Raw genomic sequence first — 17,505 nt, forward strand, 5'->3', positions numbered from 1 at the left:
TAGGAGAAAAAATGGAAAATAAATTTACGCATTTACATGTACATACTGAATATTCGCTTTTAGATGGATTTTCCAGAATAAATCTCCTTCTAGATAAGTGCAAAGAATTGGGCATGGATTCTTTGGCTATAACTGACCATGGACAAATGTATGGAGTTATAGAATTTTACAAAAAAGCTAAGGAAAAAGGCATCAAGCCAATTATCGGCTGCGAAGTTTATGTATCAGAAAAAGATCATCTTATAAAAGATCCAACAAATAAAAAATATTATCATCTGATTTTGCTTGCAAAAAATAACGAAGGTTACAAAAATTTACTAAAAATAGTTTCTGAAGCCTATGTCAAGGGATTTTATTATAAACCAAGAGTTGATTTTGAATTTATAAAGAAATATTCCAAGGGACTAATAGCCTTAAGTGCTTGTCTAAATGGGCAAGTAAATCAAAAAATTATTGAAAATGATATCAAAGGAGCATATCAGACAGCAGAAAAATACCTAGAAGTTTTTGGTAAAGAAAATTATTATTTGGAATTGCAAAATCACGGGATTAAAGAGCAAATCAAAGTAAACGAAACTTTAAATAAGATTCATAAAGACTTAGCAATTGAGCTTGTGGCAACAAATGATGTCCATTACATAAATAGGGAAGATGCCTATTATCAAGATGTTTTGCTTTGCATTCAAACAGGCGCCCTTTTAAAAGATGAAAATAGGATGAAGATGCCTTGCGATGAATTTTATCTAAAATCCCCTCAAGAAATGGCTGCGATTTTTAAGGATTATGATAGAGCAATTGAAAATACCCAAAAAATAGCGGATATGTGCAATGTTGAAATAGAATTTCACCATCCACACCTTCCTTTTTTTTCAAAACTTCCAGCAAACACCACAAATTTAGAATATTTAATAAGGCTTGTAAATGATGGTCTTGAAAAAAAATACGAGAAAATAACAGAAGATATTAGAAAAAGAGCCGAAAAAGAAATTACTGTAATAAATAATATGGGCTATGTGGATTATTTTTTAATAGTTTGGGATTTTGTAAAATACGCCAAAGATAATGACATAGCAGTAGGTCCAGGTCGTGGATCTGCAGCAGGTTCTTTAATTTCTTACGCCCTAGATATTACACAAATTGATCCACTGAAATATAATCTAATATTTGAGAGGTTTCTAAATCCAGAAAGAGTTTCTATGCCCGATATAGACATAGACTTTGATTATGTAAGGCGTGATGAAGTTGTAGAATATGTAAATGAGCTTTATGGCAGAGATCATGTTTCTCAAATTGTAACTTTTGGTAGAATGCAAGCAAGGAATGCCATTAGAGATGTAGGAAGAGTTTTGGATATTTCCTACGGCAAGGTTGACAAGATAGCTAAGCTTGTCCCACAAGTTATAAATATGACCCTTGATAGAGCTTTGGAGGAATCAGATAAGTTTAGGCAAGCCTATGAAAATGATGTCCAATCCAAAAGATTAATTGATACTGCAAGAAAAATCGAAGCCTTACCTCGCCATACTTCTATCCATGCGGCAGGAGTTGTGATGAGTAAGGAAATTTTAACGGATATAGTTCCTTTGGCTTTATCCAACGATCAAGTTGTAACTCAATTTAACATGATAGAAATTGAGGAATTAGGACTATTAAAAATGGATTTTCTTAGTCTAAGAAACCTTACAGTTATCAAAGATACTATAAAAGATGTTAAGAATAATCGTGGCATTAAGATCGATATAGACAAAATCGATGAAAATGATCCAAATATCATCAATCAATTCAATAAGGCAAAAACAATAGGCTTATTTCAATTTGAATCATCAGGAATGAGAAATTTCCTAAAAAATCTAAAACCCACAGTTTTTGACGATTTAGTTGCGGCAAATTCCCTTTTTAGACCAGGGCCAATGGATCAAATCCCAACTTATATCCACAATAAAAATAATCCAAATGATATAAAATATATTGACAAAAAACTTGAACCAATTTTAAAAGTCACCTACGGAATAATAGTTTACCAAGAGCAAGTTATGCAGATTGTTCAACAATTGGGAGGATTTTCTCTAGGAGAAGCAGACAATCTTAGAAGAGCTATGAGCAAGAAAAAGATGGATGTCATGCAGGCAAATAGGGAAATTTTTGTCAATGGCAAAGTTGATGAAAATGGAATTGTTCTAATACTAGGATGTATTAGAAATGGTGTAAACAGAGAAAATGCCAACAAAATTTATGATGAGATGATTTCTTTTGCCAAATACGCTTTCAATAAATCACACTCAGCAGCATATTCTTTGGTTGCAGTTCAAACGGCATATTTGAAATATTATTTCAAAGAAGAATATATGGCAAATTTGATATCTTCTGTGATGGATAGTTCTTCTAAATTATATGCCTACATAAGCGAAGCAAAAGAATTGGGAATTGAAATAATTGCACCAGATGTAAATAGGTCATATAATAATTTCCATGTAAAAAACAAAAAAATAATTTTTGGTCTTTCGGCTATAAAAAATTTAGGCAGCAATTTTATAACTGCCATAGTAAATACTAGAGAAAAAGATGGGAAATTTAAAAATTTCAAGGATTTTCTAGAAAGAATTGAACAATACGATAGCAGAGCTTTAAACAAAAAGGGCTTAGAGTCGCTTATAAAGGCTGGAGCTTTTGATAGCATGGGTTATTATAGAAGTAGATTGATGGCAATTTACGAATCTGCCATGGCAAATATCCACGAAGGCCAAAAGATAAATCTTAAAGGTCAGATAAATCTTTTGGATTTAGCAGTTAGTAGCGAAGAGTCAGTAGATGATATAAATATGCCTAAAATTAATGAATACCCTAAAAATATAAAATTATCTCTTGAAAAAGATGTTTTAGGGTTTTATATAACAGATCATACTTTAAGCGATGCTGGCGATAGACTTAAAGATTTAGTAACTTATCAAACAAATTTTAAAGATGAACTTACAGAAACTGAATTGGCAAGATTAGATAATAAATTTGTTAGTATGGCAGGAATTATCACAAATAAATCAGAAATAATGACAAAAAAACGTGAGCTTATGTCATTTGCTAATCTAGAAGATTTGTATGGTAATATAGAGATGATAATTTTCCCTGAAACTTATAGAAAATTTAGAAATCTTGTAGAGGAAGATAAGCTAGTTCTTGTCAAAGGAAGATTGCAAGTAGATGAAAATGATATAAAATTACTTGCATCAGAAATTTTTGATATAGAAAAAATGCAATTAAAAATTCTATATATAAAAATTAATTTTGATAAGTATAATGATTTAAAGGAAATGATTAAGAAAAACTTGGGAAAGACTCCAGTTGTAATATATTTTGCAGATAAGAAAAAAACAGTAAAATTAGATGAGAAATTGTGGGTTGACACAAGTGAAGAAAAGTTAGAAAATTTTATTAAATTTTTAGGAAAAGAAAATGTTAAGTTAAATTAAGGAGTAAGTATGAAAACAATTGGTATTTTAACAAGCGGTGGCGATGCCCCTGGTATGAACTCTGCCATAAGAGCAGCTGTTAGAACTGCTTTAAATAATGGAATGAGAATAAAGGGCATCAGAAATGGTTTTGATGGACTTATGAAAGGTGATATTTACGAGATGAATGTTTCATCTGTGGCAGATATCATCCATAAGGGTGGAACGATTTTGGGAACAGCAAGAAGCAGTGAATTTAAGGAAAAAGAAGGACAAGAAAGAGCAGCTCAAATCCTTACTGATTACGGCATAGAAGGGTTGATTGTAATTGGTGGAGATGGCTCTTACAAGGGAGCTAAGGCTCTATCAGATTTAGGAATAAAAACTATAGGAATCCCAGGAACAATCGACAATGATATGGGTTATACAGATTACACCATAGGATTTTTTACAGCAATAGAAACTGTAAGTGATGCCATAGGAAAACTTCGTGATACATCAAGTTCCCATGGCCGTGCGGTTGTTGTAGAAGTTATGGGTAGAAATTGTGGGGACCTTGCTTTATTTTCAGGTCTTGCAGGTGGAAGCGAATCTATAATTGTTCCAGAACATGAATTTTCAATTGATGAAATAATAGAAAAGATGGAACATGGTAGAAAAAGAGGAAAATTACACCATTTAATTACCCTAGCAGAAGGTGTTGGCGATGCTTATTCCATAGCAAGAGAACTTGAAGAAAAAACTGGAATCGAAACAAAAGTTACAGTTTTAGGACATGTTCAAAGAGGTGGCTCTCCTTCAGCAGTTGATAGACTTTTAGGATCAACAATGGGCGCTCATGCAGTAGAACTCTTACTGGAGGAAAAAACAAACATTGCAATAGGTTTTGTCAATGGTAAACTAATTGATGTTACTATCGACGAGGCTGTTAGTAGTAAATCCCAATTTAATGAAAATTTGTACGAATTAGCAAATAACCTTTCAAAATAAAAGGAGTTAGAATGAATCAATTACCAGAACATTTAAAGAAAACAAAGATAGTATGTACCATAGGCCCTTCTTCAGAAAAACCAGAAATTCTTGAAGAACTTATCAAAAATGGAATGAATGTAGCAAGACTAAACTTTTCTCATGGAACTCACGAGGAACATTTAGAAAAAATAAAAACTATTAGAAAAGTAAGACGCAAATTAGATGTGCCTGTTGCAATCATGCTTGATACCAAAGGTCCAGAAATTAGAACTGGAAATTTTGATGTTGACGAAGTTTACCTAAAACCAAATGATATTTTTACCCTCACTACAAGAGATATTATTGGAAATTCCAGCATCGTTTCCGTATCATATAAGGGTTTACCAAATGATGTAGAAGTTGGATCTATTATTTATATAGATGATGGTTTAGTTCAACTTGAAGTAACAGAAATAAAAGATGGAACTGAGGTGATTTGTAAGGCTTTAAACAATGGCATTCTTTCAAATCATAAGGGAGTTAATTTACCAGGTTCAAAAACAAATCTTCCATCAATTACACCAAAAGATGTTGACGATATAAAATTTGGTATTGAAAATGATGTAGATTTCATTGCTGCATCCTTTGTCCGCAAAAAAGAAGATGTTTATGATATTAGACGTGTACTTGAAGATCATGGTGGTGAAAATATCAAGATTATCTCAAAAATAGAATCTCAAGAAGGAGTGGACAATCTTGATGAAATTATCGAAGCAAGTGATGGAATAATGGTTGCCCGTGGTGATTTGGGAGTTGAAATAAAAACTGAACTAATACCTATGGTTCAAAAAGATGTTATAAGAAAAGTAAATATGGCTGCAAAACCAGTAATTACTGCTACTCAAATGCTCGATTCTATGATAAGAAATCCTAGACCAACTCGTGCCGAAACAACAGATGTGGCAAATGCTATAATAGATGGAACCGACTGCGTAATGCTTTCAGGAGAAACAGCAGGAGGAAAATATCCAGTTGAAGCAGTAAAAACTATGAGAAATATCTGTATAACTACAGAATTGTCAGATGATTTTAATAAAAATGTTTACGAAACTGATATTTCAACTTTAAACAATATTACCAATGCAATAGCAAAAAATACTTGTGATATAGCCAAAGAATTAGATGCAAAAGCTATCATTTCTTGCACATCTTCTGGTAACACTTCAAGAGTTTTATCAAAATTTAAACCAAAGACAAACATTGTAGCAGCAACAACTACAGAAAAAGTCGCTCGTCAATTATCAGTTGTTTGGGGAGTATATCCAGTAGTCATCCAAGAAGCTAAAGAAACTGATGAGCTAATTGAACGTGCAATATTTGGAGCTATTAATGGCAAATATGTTAATGAGGGAGATCTAACAGTAGTAACTGCAGGAATTCCTTTGGGCATATCTGGAAATTCAAACTTGATAAAAGTTCATGTTATAGGAGATATAATAACAAGTGGTACAGGAATTGGTACAAAGTCTGTATCAGGAAAAGTTTGCCTTGCATCAACTAAAAAAGAACTTGAAGAAATATTTGAAGAAGGCGATATAATTGTAGCTAAATTCACCGATTCAGATATTACAGAATTTATAGAAAAAGCTAGCGCTTTAGTCACAGAAGAAGCAGGACTAACAAGCCATACAGCAATATCAGCGGTTCATTTTGGAATTCCTGCTGTAGTAGGTGCCTTTAATATAAGAAATCTTGTAAAAAATGGCGAAATCATAACAGTAGATCCAATCGGCGGAGTTATTTATAAAGGAGAAACAAAAGTTATCTAATGATAATAAAAGATATCAAGATAATTGATATAATCCAAGATGGCAGAGGAGTTGGCAAAAAAGATGGCAAAACTATATTTATAGAAAATGCCATCTTCGGCGAAGTTCTCGATGCTGAAATTATAGCTTTTAAGAAAAATTATTTGGAAGCTAGAAAAATTCAAACAAAAATACAAAGTCAATATTATAGAAAACCTCCATGTCCATATTTTGATGAATGTGGAGGTTGTTCTATAATGGATATCAATTATCAAAAGCAAATAGAATTAAAGAAAAATCTAATCAAAAATGCTTTAAAAAAATCTGCGAAAATCGAAATTTCAGATTTAGAAATAATGGAATCCAAAGAATTTCATTACAGAAATAAAATTCGCTTAAAAGTAGACGAAAATGGCAATCTAAACTACCTTAAAAACTACTCAGATCAATATGTAGCAATAAAAAATTGTCTAATAGCAAACGAATTAATATCCAATAATTTATCAGAAATCACAAAAATATCTAGAGATATAAATCTAAACTCATCTGCAAAAATTGATGAAATCACAATAAGATCAAATAATAGCGATATTTTACTAAATTTGCAAGGAAAATTTGACCAAGAAAGCTTAAATTATATAAAAGAAAATTACTCGGATGGTAAATACAAAATTAATTTAATAGACGGGAAAAAACTTATAGTAATTTCTGGCAATGGATACTTAGAATATAATATCTTAGGCAAAAATTTTAAAATAAGCGCCCTTGATTTTTATCAAGTAAATGACTTTCAAATAGAAAATTTGTACTCCCTAGCCAAAGAATTTCTAGGAGAAAATCAAAAAATCCTAGATCTTTATTGTGGATCGGCAACAAGTTCAATTGCCATAAATGGCGATCATGTAATAGGCGTTGAAATAAATAAAAATGCCATCAAAGATGCAAATGAAAATGCAAAAAGAAATGGACTTAAAAATTATAAATTCCTAGCCAAAAACGCCAAATACATAGACGAAAAATTCATAAAAAATGAAAAAATAGACGCCATAACATTAGATCCTCCAAGAGCGGGCCTAGACAAAGACCTAATAAAAGCAATAACAGACTCAAAAATACAAAAAATAGTCTACATATCCTGCAACCCACAAACACTAGCAAGAGATATCAAAAGATTTATGGATAGGGGATATGTGCTAAAGAAAATTAAAGCAGTGGATATGTTCCCTCAAACAATGCATGTGGAGAGTGTCGTATTGATGTCAAAATGAGATTTAGTTTAAATTTTACAAAACTAAATAACTGGTAAATTATATATTAACTAAAGGATATTAATGAGCTTTTTAGAATTTAAAAATAAATTTATAAATAACGTGATAAAACAAAATAGTGATATTAATATGCAGGAACTTAAAAATTCTTTAAATAAAATACCTTTAATATTAAAAGATATGGAAGGGAATAGGCTCATGATGATTAGAGATTTAAGCTGTGATGAAACAATAGGTTTTAATTATATATCAGAAGATATATCTTGCAAATATGATTTTTATGAAAACGAGCTTATAGTAGGATTAATATCACCCGATTGGTCTAAAGGGTGGAGGAATATATCTTCAAATAGATATATTTCTTAACTCATATCTGATTATATGTATTTTTCAAATGAATATGTTTATAGAAGCTATATTATTAATATTATTGGAGCATTAGCATTAGTATATGGTATATCAAGCTCATTTATGGGACAATCAATGTTTAGATACGGTCACTATAATATAGATGAAGATTATAAGAAATTTACTGATGGTATAAATAGAAAACATAATAATCTTAATACTAATTATAAAATGTTTGTTTATATAATGAGTAAAATTAATGCACTTGATCCTTACGTAAATAGGGCTATTTTCTACTATTCTAAATCTTTAGGATTAATTACTAATTTATTTGAAGAAGAGGCAATTATTTGTCTAGATAATTGTATTGATATAATAATTCAGTTTATAAAAATAAAAGAGAAGTTACCTACAAAAAAAAGAAAAGATATGCATATCCTTCTTAAGGAAGTTTTATATATTAACGATTTAAATATTAAATACTTAGATTATATATATGATTTAAGATGCGATTTTGGTGCTCACCCTGCTAAGAGTTTATGGTGGGATTTTAATGAGATTCATATGAATAATTATGAAGATATTATATATAATGTTCGTCTCACTTTAATTAAATTCATAGAATATGAATATTCAAATAGAATAGTATCAAAAAAACCTATATCTTGGTATGAATGGTTTATGGATAATTGTGATTTAATATATGACTTTATTTGGTTGTAATTGAGATCATTAGAAAATAAATTTATGGCAGTTGTTAAGTTATTGACCAATTTCATATCTATGTATTTAGTTAATTGAATGGTTATTTTAATATAATGATTTTATCCTGCTATAATTAGGGTTGTAACTGAGGGAGAGCATTTCATTGAAAAAGATATTAATAATTGAAGATAACAAAAATTTAAATAAAGGACTTTCCATAGCCTTAAATAAAGAATATGAAATTTTTTCTGTAAACACAATTAGTGAAGCTAAAAATTTTATTGATGATGCGGATTTGATTTTACTTGATATGAACTTACCAGATGGAGATGGTCTTGAAATAATAAAATACACTAGAGAAACTTCATCTATTCCTATTATAGTTTTATCAGCAATAGATCTTGAAGCATATATCATTTCAGCCATAAATTTAGGTGCAGATGATTATTTAACCAAGCCTTTTTCTTTAGGAATCCTAGAAGCAAAGATAAAAAGAGCCTTTGAAAAAATAGTGTCTAGTGATTTAAATATTTATAAGAAAGATGGTCTAGACTTTAATTTCAATGAAAATATTTTCCATGTAGATAATAAAAACATAGATCTCACAAGGACAGAGACAAAAATTTTATACTATCTGATAAAAAATAAGTCTCAAGTTATTACTAAGGAACTACTTTTTGATTTTATTTGGGGAATAGATGATGAATTTATTGATCAAAATACACTGAGTGTCAACATTTCTAGAATAAGAAATAAATTAAAACCCTATGACCCAATAGAAACAGTCTTTGGAGTTGGATATAAATGGAATTTTTAATAGGTCTTTTAGTTCTTATAATTGGAATTATTCTATATAAATATATTGTCTTGAGAAATGAAATGCGTGAACTCTCAGACTATATTGATAAGGCTTTGGATGGAAATTTAGAAATTACCGAATTTGATGAAAAGGAATTATCTAAAATAAAATCAAAGCTCATTAAATTTTTATACGCAAGCCAAGTAAAAGAAGCGAAAATAAATTCAGAAAAAAGCAAAACAAAAGATTTAATAGCAGATATATCACACCAAACCAAGACGCCAATAACCAATCTTTCTCTATACATTAGTCTTTTAGAAGATGATCCGAAAGATGAGTATCTTGAAATTATAAAGTATGAACTTAATAAGCTAGAATTTTTAATTCAAAACCTGGTAAAATCCTCTAGGCTTGAATCCGATATTATTTCCTTACAAAAACATCCAGCAAATTTAAAAAATATAGTAGAAGATGTTTTGAGAGAATTTAAAGTAATATTAGATCAAAAATGTATAAGCATAAATTTAAAAGACGAAGACTTAATTTTCAATTTGGACGAAAGATGGCTTAAAGAAGCTATCCACAATCTTGTAGATAATGCTATAAAATACTCGCCAAATGGTTCTACTATTAATGTTTTAGTTTATAAATCTTACCTAAACTATAATTTAGACATAGAAAATGAGTACCAAGACTTATCAGAAGAAACTTTGCCAAAGATATTTGAAAGATTTTATAGAGGAAAAAATTCAGTTTCAAAGGACGGTTTGGGTTTAGGTCTATTTATAGCCAGAGAAATTATAGATAAACATGGTGGAAATATAAAGGCATCTTTGAACGAAAATAGAATAAAATTTTCAGTGGACTTCCCCTTATGAGAAGTCTTTTTTCTTACAAAACTGTAAGAAGTCTTGTAAGCACTTTGTAAGATGTGAATGTTATATTAAATGTAAAGAGGTGATAGATATGTTAAAAGTAGAAAATTTAAAAAGATATTATAAAACAAATGATGTGGAAGCGAGAGCTCTTGATGGAGTATCTTTCGAAGTAAAAAAGGGAGAATTTATTTCTATAATTGGAGCAAGCGGATCTGGGGACAGTGATATAATGATGACAGATACAATAAATCCATTAAAATCAAAGTTTAAAGGCTTCCACAAAACTTTTAAACAAGACGATTTAGGATTAAGTCTGTCATCTTTTTTATTAAATTAACAAAAAAGAAAAGAAAACATAAGTAATAAGGATTGAAGAGAATATGATAATATTTAGAGTTTTTTTCAAAATCATATTGTTTCCTATTAGTATAGCGTTAAGTATCATCACTCTATTTTTAACGTTTGTATTAGGTCTCAGCACAATATTTTTCAAACTGATTTCATTTATCGCTATTATGGGATTTTTAGGATCTGTTTATCATGGAGAAAAAGCACTTGCTATAGAGGCAATTATACTAGCATATCTTTTTAGTCCTTATGGTTTACCAGTGCTAGGATATTTTATTATAGAAGTGATAGAAGGGGTGAATGAAAGAATAAAAGCAATTTAAATATAAAAATAAATAGATTAAAACGATGAAAAAGAGATAGCAAAATCAAAGCTATCTCTTTTTATATGAAAAGAAAGGGGGTTATGATGAAAGAAATAGTTAAATTTGAATACTATTATGGCAATGAAGCAGAACAATATTCATTTTTTAGGATTCCCAAAACTTTATTTACCGACTTAAATTTTAAAAAACTATCCGTAGAAGCAAAAATTCTTTATGGAATTCTACTCGATAGAATGAGCTTGTCAATTAAGAATAAATGGTTAGATGAAGAAAACAAGGTATACATCATCTATACCATAGAAGAAATTATGGAAGTATTAAATTGGGGGAGAAATAAATCGGTCAAAGTAATGAAAGAAATTGAAGAAATAGGATTATTAGAAAAAAAGAGGTTAGGACTTGGAAAGCCAAATTTACTCTATGTAAAGAACTTTATTTACACAGAAAATAATAAAACTACAGAAGTTTCAAAAGCAAACCTCAAGAAGTTTAAAAAACAAACTTCAGGAAGTTTAGAAAATAAATCTCAAGAAGTTTCAAAAGAGGACTCTAATAATACTAATATTAATAATACTGAAACTAATAATACTGATTTTAATAATATCACCCCCATATCCCCCTTAGAAAAGCTAGGAGAAAAATCAAAAAAAACTTTGGAGGAGGAATTAAAAGAAACTATAAAAAAGAATATATCTTATGAAACCTTTGAAAAAGTAAGAATAGAAGAAAAGAAGCAAGTAAATGTGATGATAAATGTACTTGTAAAAGCCTTAACTAGCTTTACAAACATTAAAATAGGAGGGAGGCATATATCCAATGAAAATTTTAAAGAAAAATTTCTAAGCCTTAACTATAAACACATAGACTATGTTTTGAAATACCTAAGAGAAAATGCTCCAAAGGATATTAGAAACATTAATGCCTATCTACTGACTCTCTTATACAATGCAGATGAAAGTATTAGAAACATAGAAGTCATAAAGAGAGAAGATCAGAAAAGAGAAAACTATGACTATAGTAACGATGAGGATATTTGGAGAGAATTTTTAAATACTTGATAGGAGAGGCGTATATGGAATTAATAAAAGAAATCTTAGAACAGAAAATAAAAAATGCAGAAACAAATAGTCCATCAAAAGATGAAGAAAATAGGAGTTATATAGATCAAGAAACAGGATTAAAATATTGTGCAAAATGTAAAACACCAATTGAAAAAGAAATAGACTTCTTTGGAGAAATAAAAAAAGTTGGTATTTTATGTCAATGTAAAAAAGAAAGACAAAAATTAGAGGAAGAAAAAAGAAAAGAAAATAAAAGACTTCTAAAAATTGAACACTTAAAAAAAGAGTGTTTTTCTGATCCTATCCTATTAAATTGGAATTTTAAAAATATGGACAAAGATAGTGAGCATGAAAGAGTAGCAAAAAACTATGTTGAAAAATTTGATGAAATATATGAAAACAATATAGGCCTAATTCTTACAGGAAATGTTGGTTGTGGAAAAACTTATTTTGCAAGTGCCATAGCAAATGCTTTACTAGAAAAAGAAATATCAGTCAAAATGACAAATTTTTCTGTAATTTTAAATGATATGACTAACTTTGAGATTGATAAAAGTAAGTATATAAACAATCTAAATCGAAAGGAACTATTAATTATTGATGATTTTGGAATGGAAAGAGATACAAATTTTGCAGCTGAGCATATCTTTAACATAATAGATAGTAGATATAGAAGTGGGAAACCTCTAATTATAACAACAAACTTAAATATATCAGCTTTAACTAATCCTGAAACTATAAAAGATAAAAGAATTTACTCAAGGATACTTGAAATATGCAGTCCCATTATATTTACAGGAGAAAATAGAAGAATAGAAAAAATGAAGGAGAAATCAAAATTAGCCTATGAAATATTAAAAAAAGAATGAAAGTAGGTGAGTGAATGCAAAATGATGATATAAATAGCAGAACAATAGCCATAGTAAAAAAAGCGGGGATAGTTACAGCCAAGCAAGTTATAAATTTGATGAAGAAAATATTAGAAATAAATAAACATAAAGCGCAGACAGAACATTCAAGACCCTTAGAAAAATTTAAAAAAGTAAAAGTAAAAGACCTTGTAAAAAAAGGTAAAGTAGAAACCTTAGAATTAAATGATATAGACTTAAAAGCATTGAAAAAAGAATTAAAAAGATATGGGGTTAAATTTTCCATAAAGAAAGATTTAGAAAATGGAAACAACATTATCTTTTTTCAAGCAAAAGATATAAAAGTAATGGAACAAGCTTTTAAAAAAACAGTCCAGAAATTTACTAAAGATAAGTCAAGAAAAAGAAAATCTTTAATAGAAAGGCTTAATAACTTCAAGGATAAAGTCAAAGATACTATTGACAGAGATAAGGTTAAACATAAACATCAGGAACAAAGTTTATAATAAAAGCACTTGGATATATAATATATATGATGAGAAGGCATGAATAGCTTTATTGTTGAATACTATGAAAAAGAAGAAGGGAATCATCCAGTAGAAGAATTTCTCTTATCTATAGATAAAAAATGAGAGCAGAAGCATTAGGAAAGAAACTAAAAGCTACCTTTGAAAGTAAAGTATAAGTGTATGAAATGAAGAAAAATATTTGCCCAAAATGTAAAAGAAAGATGAAACAACAATTTATAGGCCTACTACATTGTAAGTGTGGTATAAGCTATCATAAAGATTTAGGATATTTTAAAAGAAATGAAAATATGATTTTTGTCTTGGAAAGAAAAAAGATAGGTAAAAAAATAAAACAAGTTCCAGTAATAAGATATAAAAAAGATAAATAAGATACTAATGGGTAGAGAAATCTACTCTTTTTTATGGAGAGGAAGTGATTAATTCGAAAATACTAAATGAAATAATAAAAGATATAAAAAATGTTTTTAAGATAAGAGATAAGAAGAAATTTGTATTAGAAAATCTTCCTTACCTCTTATTTTTTTATTTAGGAAATATCTTTGCAAGCCATGTCAACTCTTATGTAGGAGGAGATATAATAGATAGAATTCTAGTAGCTTTTAGTCAAATAGATACTTTAAAATATATTCCATCATTAAAAATAAAAAACCTGATACCCAGTCTAATTCTATCAGTAGTTATTAAGTTAATCCTTATACAGAAAAAGAAAAATGCAAAAAAGTTTAGAGAGGGCAGAGAATATGGGTCGGCAAGATGGGGAAATGAAAAAGACATTGAGCCATACATTGACAAGAAGTTTGAAAACAATGTGCTATTAACTCAAACTGAAAGACTTACCATGAACAATAGACCTAAAAATCCAAAATATGCGAGAAATAAAAATGTATTGGTAATTGGAGGTTCTGGTAGTGGTAAAACAAGGTTTTTTGTAAAGCCAAATCTCATGCAAATGCACTCTTCATATGTAGTAACCGATCCAAAAGGAACATTAGTCTTGGAATGTGGGAAAATGTTGGAAAGAAATGGATATGAGATAAAAATACTAAACACAATAAACTTTAAAAAATCCATGAGATATAATCCCTTTGCATACTTGAAAAGTGAAAAAGATATTTTGAAATTAGTACAAACAATAATTGCAAATACTAAGGGAGAAGGAGAAAAATCAACTGAGGATTTTTGGGTGAAAGCTGAAAAACTCTATTACACAGCACTTATAGGATATATCTGGTATGAAGCTCCTAAAGAAGAACAGAACTTTACAACTTTACTTGCTATGATAGATGCAAGTGAGGTAAGAGAAGAAGATGAAAATTTTAAAAATGCAGTAGACTATATGTTTGAAGCATTAGAAAAAGAAAAGCCAAATCATTTCGCAGTAAAACAATACAAGAAATACAAACTTGCAGCAGGAAAAACTGCCAAATCAATCCTTATATCCTGTGGAGCAAGGCTTGCTCCATTTGATATCGAAGAACTAAGAGATCTTATGAAAGAAGATGAACTGGAGCTTGATACACTTGGAGAAAAGAAAACAGCTTTATTCGTAATAATATCGGATACAGATGATACATTTAACTTTGTAGTATCAATAATGTACTCACAATTATTTAATCTATTATGTGATAAAGCAGATGATGAATATGGCGGAAGACTTCCTGTTCATGTGAGATGCCTACTTGATGAATTCGCAAATATCGGCTTAATTCCTAAATTTGAAAAGCTGATAGCAACTATTAGAAGTAGAGAAATATCAGCTTGTATAATATTACAGGCACAATCACAACTAAAAAGTATCTATAAAGATAATGCCGATACCATAGTTGGCAATTGTGATTCTACATTATTTTTAGGGGGCAAAGAAAGAACAACATTAAAAGAATTATCTGAAAGCCTAGGCAAAGAAACCATAGACCTATATAACACATCAGAAACAAGATCAAATCAAAAGAGTTTTGGGCTAAATTATCAAAAAACCGGTAAGGAACTTATGAGTCAAGATGAAATAACTGTAATGGATGGTGGTAAGTGTATATACCAACTAAGAGGAGTAAGACCTTTCTTATCTGATAAATTTGATATTACAAAGCATAAGAATTACAAGTTATTGGAAGATTATGATAAGAGAAATATATTTGACATAGAGAAATACCTGCAGAGAAAAGATGAGGTTAAGTTAAAAGAGAGTATGGTAGTTGAAATATTAGATGAATAAATTTAAAATTAGAAGTAAGATAGATATTTAGGAAAGATTAAAAGGAAATACTTGACAAAAAATATTTTATAACATATAATAATTTCAACAGTACCCGACACGCCTCTTAACAATGCGGACCAAGTCGGGTCATTTGATTTTAGGAGAAAAAATGAAAAAAATTCATCAAGAACCGATTAGTATAGAAAATCAAGTAAAAAACTTAATAGACTTAGGACTTTTAGTAGAAGATAAAACTTATGCTAAGAAAATTCTTGGAAGAATATCCTATTATAGGCTGATTAAAGCTTATAGTATCACATTAAAAAAAGATGGAAGATATATATCAGGAACAAGTTTTGAAGATATTGTAAGTTTATATAAATTTGATAGAGAACTTAGACAGCTTATATTTGAAATAATAGAACATATTGAAGTTTCTTTAAGAGCAGTTATCACAAACTATTTTTCTTTAAGATATGGGAACTTTTCATATAAAGATATGGATAATTTTGAGAAACAAAAGGAACAAGAAAGGGTACTAGAAGAATTAGCAAGGGAAGTTAAAAGAAATAGACGCTCACCATTTATAAAAAACTTTAAAGACAATTATGAAGGTGGAGAAATTCCACTCTATGCAGTGATAGAAGTAGCAAGTTTTGGAACTTTATCTAAAATGTATAAGAATATGAAAAATGAAGATAAAAGTAAAATTGCAAAAGTCTTTCATACAGACTACCATTACTTTGAATCTTGGATAGAAAACTTTGCCTATATAAGAAATATATGTGCCCATTATGGCAGGCTATATGGAGCAAAGCTTACAAAATCACCAAAGCTATATAAAGAATATTTAAAAAAGAATATTTCAAACAACACAATATTTGCTACATTAGTAAATCTTAAAATAGTTTCTGAAGAAGAAAATTACAAAAAATTTTATCATGATCTAACAGAACTAATAGCAAGATATGAAAATATTGAATTAAGACATGTTGGCTTTATAGAAAACTGGAAAGAATTACTAAAACCATAAAATTAAATAGAGAAATTTACACCGAAAAAAAACATTTCGGTGTTTTTTTATGCCCAAAGGAGGAAGAATGAAATATATACGAGATGAGCCGAAAAAATAAGATACAGAGAAAAATGAAATATTAATGAATTAGAAGTAGAAGCGATAGAGAAAACTATCGCTTTTTTTATGGAATAAAGGAGATAGAACAAATGGAAAGAGAAATGCTAAATATTAATGGAAATCTAGTAGGAGAAATAAAAACAACTGCAATAGATACAAAGGAAGGAGAAAAAGAGGTAGCTAATTTCACAATAGTTAGAAAGAACAAAGAAGAAGGAAAGGCTAAAAAAGAATATATCTACTGTAATCTCTACGGGGAAAAGGCAAAAAGTGTGAAGGAATTTAAAAGTGGAGAATACATCCATATTTTTGGATATTTTAAGGAAACAAAAAAAGAAGACAAGACATTTAAAAATTTTATCGTAAAGCACATAAATAAAATTAAAAAAGAAGAAAAAGAGGAGGAAATATAAATGGAATTTTTTACACAAGCAGTAAATGTATTAAAAATATTAGTTACAGCAATTGGTGCAGGGCTTGGAGCATGGGGTGTTATCAACCTGATGGAAGGTTATGGGAATGACAACCGTGCGACACGTTCATAAGTGAAAAGCTTATGCACTAAGTCGAAGGACATAAAGTTCGAAACTTAGGAGAACTAACAATCTGATAGGTAGAACGATGGAGTAACGCCCTAAAATGCCTACACTGATACTCCGATTGGCAATAAATATTAGACTAATTTATTGTCAAAAGCTCGGTGAAGTCGGCAGAGAGTAGCCGTAAATAGCTATATAGTTATACGAAACCTGTTTAGAGGTAAATGGTGCTACCTATATGCCGGGTGTCGAATACGCATGGTGAGAATGTGTATACCAAAACACTGACGCACTTCCGAA

The 17,505-nt window shown here is 29.5% G+C and carries 17 protein-coding genes and 1 pseudogene; all 18 read left to right on the plus strand.

Translation table 11 applies throughout. The features are described 5' to 3' along the window. Positions 1 to 11: 11 nt before the first annotated feature. A complete protein-coding gene (locus tag CS884_RS01720) occupies positions 12 to 3,464 on the plus strand; it encodes a DNA polymerase III subunit alpha (RefSeq protein WP_099320376.1) in 3,453 nt (1,150 codons plus the stop codon). Between the two features lie 9 nt (positions 3,465 to 3,473). Next, complete coding sequence (gene pfkA, locus CS884_RS01725; protein WP_099320377.1) at positions 3,474 to 4,433, plus strand: 6-phosphofructokinase; 960 nt, start codon at positions 3,474 to 3,476, stop codon at positions 4,431 to 4,433. Positions 4,434 to 4,444: 11 nt separating this feature from the next. Next, on the plus strand, positions 4,445 to 6,223 hold the full coding sequence (pyk, locus tag CS884_RS01730) for a pyruvate kinase (RefSeq protein ID WP_099320378.1): 1,779 nt from the start codon (positions 4,445 to 4,447) through the stop codon (positions 6,221 to 6,223). Next, positions 6,223 to 7,470: a 23S rRNA (uracil(1939)-C(5))-methyltransferase RlmD gene (rlmD, locus tag CS884_RS01735; protein WP_099320379.1), complete on the plus strand. Its 1,248-nt coding sequence runs from the start codon at positions 6,223 to 6,225 to the stop codon at positions 7,468 to 7,470. Before pyk ends, rlmD begins: the two co-directional genes overlap by 1 nt. Positions 7,471 to 7,533: 63 nt before the next feature. Continuing rightward, positions 7,534 to 7,836 (plus strand): hypothetical protein, encoded by a 303-nt coding sequence (locus CS884_RS10760; RefSeq protein ID WP_257875724.1) that lies wholly within the window; start codon positions 7,534 to 7,536, stop codon positions 7,834 to 7,836. Positions 7,837 to 7,851: 15 nt separating this feature from the next. Further along, complete coding sequence (locus CS884_RS10765; RefSeq protein ID WP_257875725.1) at positions 7,852 to 8,541, plus strand: hypothetical protein; 690 nt, start codon at positions 7,852 to 7,854, stop codon at positions 8,539 to 8,541. 145 nt (positions 8,542 to 8,686) lie between these two features. Next, positions 8,687 to 9,340, plus strand: a complete 654-nt coding sequence (locus tag CS884_RS01750; protein ID WP_099320381.1) for a response regulator transcription factor — start codon at positions 8,687 to 8,689, stop codon at positions 9,338 to 9,340. After that, positions 9,328 to 10,200, plus strand: coding sequence for a sensor histidine kinase KdpD (locus CS884_RS01755; RefSeq protein WP_099320382.1), 873 nt, complete (start codon positions 9,328 to 9,330; stop codon positions 10,198 to 10,200). Before CS884_RS01750 ends, CS884_RS01755 begins: the two co-directional genes overlap by 13 nt. A gap of 88 nt (positions 10,201 to 10,288) precedes the next feature. Then, on the plus strand, positions 10,289 to 10,537 hold the full coding sequence (locus tag CS884_RS01760; RefSeq protein WP_099320383.1) for a hypothetical protein: 249 nt from the start codon (positions 10,289 to 10,291) through the stop codon (positions 10,535 to 10,537). A gap of 43 nt (positions 10,538 to 10,580) precedes the next feature. Then, on the plus strand, positions 10,581 to 10,871 hold the full coding sequence (locus CS884_RS01765; RefSeq protein ID WP_008901366.1) for a CD1845 family protein: 291 nt from the start codon (positions 10,581 to 10,583) through the stop codon (positions 10,869 to 10,871). Between the two features lie 86 nt (positions 10,872 to 10,957). Further along, a complete protein-coding gene (locus CS884_RS01770; protein ID WP_099320384.1) occupies positions 10,958 to 11,932 on the plus strand; it encodes a replication initiator protein A in 975 nt (324 codons plus the stop codon). Positions 11,933 to 11,946: 14 nt separating this feature from the next. Next, positions 11,947 to 12,804 carry an ATP-binding protein gene (locus CS884_RS01775; protein WP_099320385.1) on the plus strand — a complete coding sequence of 286 codons (858 nt, stop codon included), beginning with the start codon at positions 11,947 to 11,949 and terminating at the stop codon, positions 12,802 to 12,804. Positions 12,805 to 12,818: 14 nt separating this feature from the next. Then, entirely contained in the window at positions 12,819 to 13,310 is a 492-nt protein-coding gene (locus CS884_RS01780; protein ID WP_004837287.1) for a PcfB family protein, read from the plus strand. Between the two features lie 188 nt (positions 13,311 to 13,498). Continuing rightward, positions 13,499 to 13,702, plus strand: a complete 204-nt coding sequence (locus CS884_RS01785) for a hypothetical protein (RefSeq protein ID WP_019107276.1) — start codon at positions 13,499 to 13,501, stop codon at positions 13,700 to 13,702. A gap of 44 nt (positions 13,703 to 13,746) precedes the next feature. Continuing rightward, positions 13,747 to 15,549 (plus strand): VirD4-like conjugal transfer protein, CD1115 family, encoded by a 1,803-nt coding sequence (locus CS884_RS01790; protein ID WP_099320386.1) that lies wholly within the window; start codon positions 13,747 to 13,749, stop codon positions 15,547 to 15,549. A 151-nt stretch (positions 15,550 to 15,700) separates the two neighbouring features. After that, entirely contained in the window at positions 15,701 to 16,564 is an 864-nt protein-coding gene (locus CS884_RS01795; RefSeq protein WP_099320387.1) for an Abi family protein, read from the plus strand. A gap of 191 nt (positions 16,565 to 16,755) precedes the next feature. Beyond that, positions 16,756 to 17,079: a single-stranded DNA-binding protein gene (locus CS884_RS01800; RefSeq protein WP_099320388.1), complete on the plus strand. Its 324-nt coding sequence runs from the start codon at positions 16,756 to 16,758 to the stop codon at positions 17,077 to 17,079. Next, positions 17,080 to 17,208, plus strand: a pseudogene (locus CS884_RS01805) (Maff2 family mobile element protein); the annotation flags it as partial. Positions 17,209 to 17,505 lie beyond the last annotated feature (297 nt).

It is taken from the genome of Anaerococcus sp. Marseille-P3625 (assembly GCF_900232825.1).
GTDB lineage: Bacteria > Bacillota > Clostridia > Tissierellales > Peptoniphilaceae > Anaerococcus.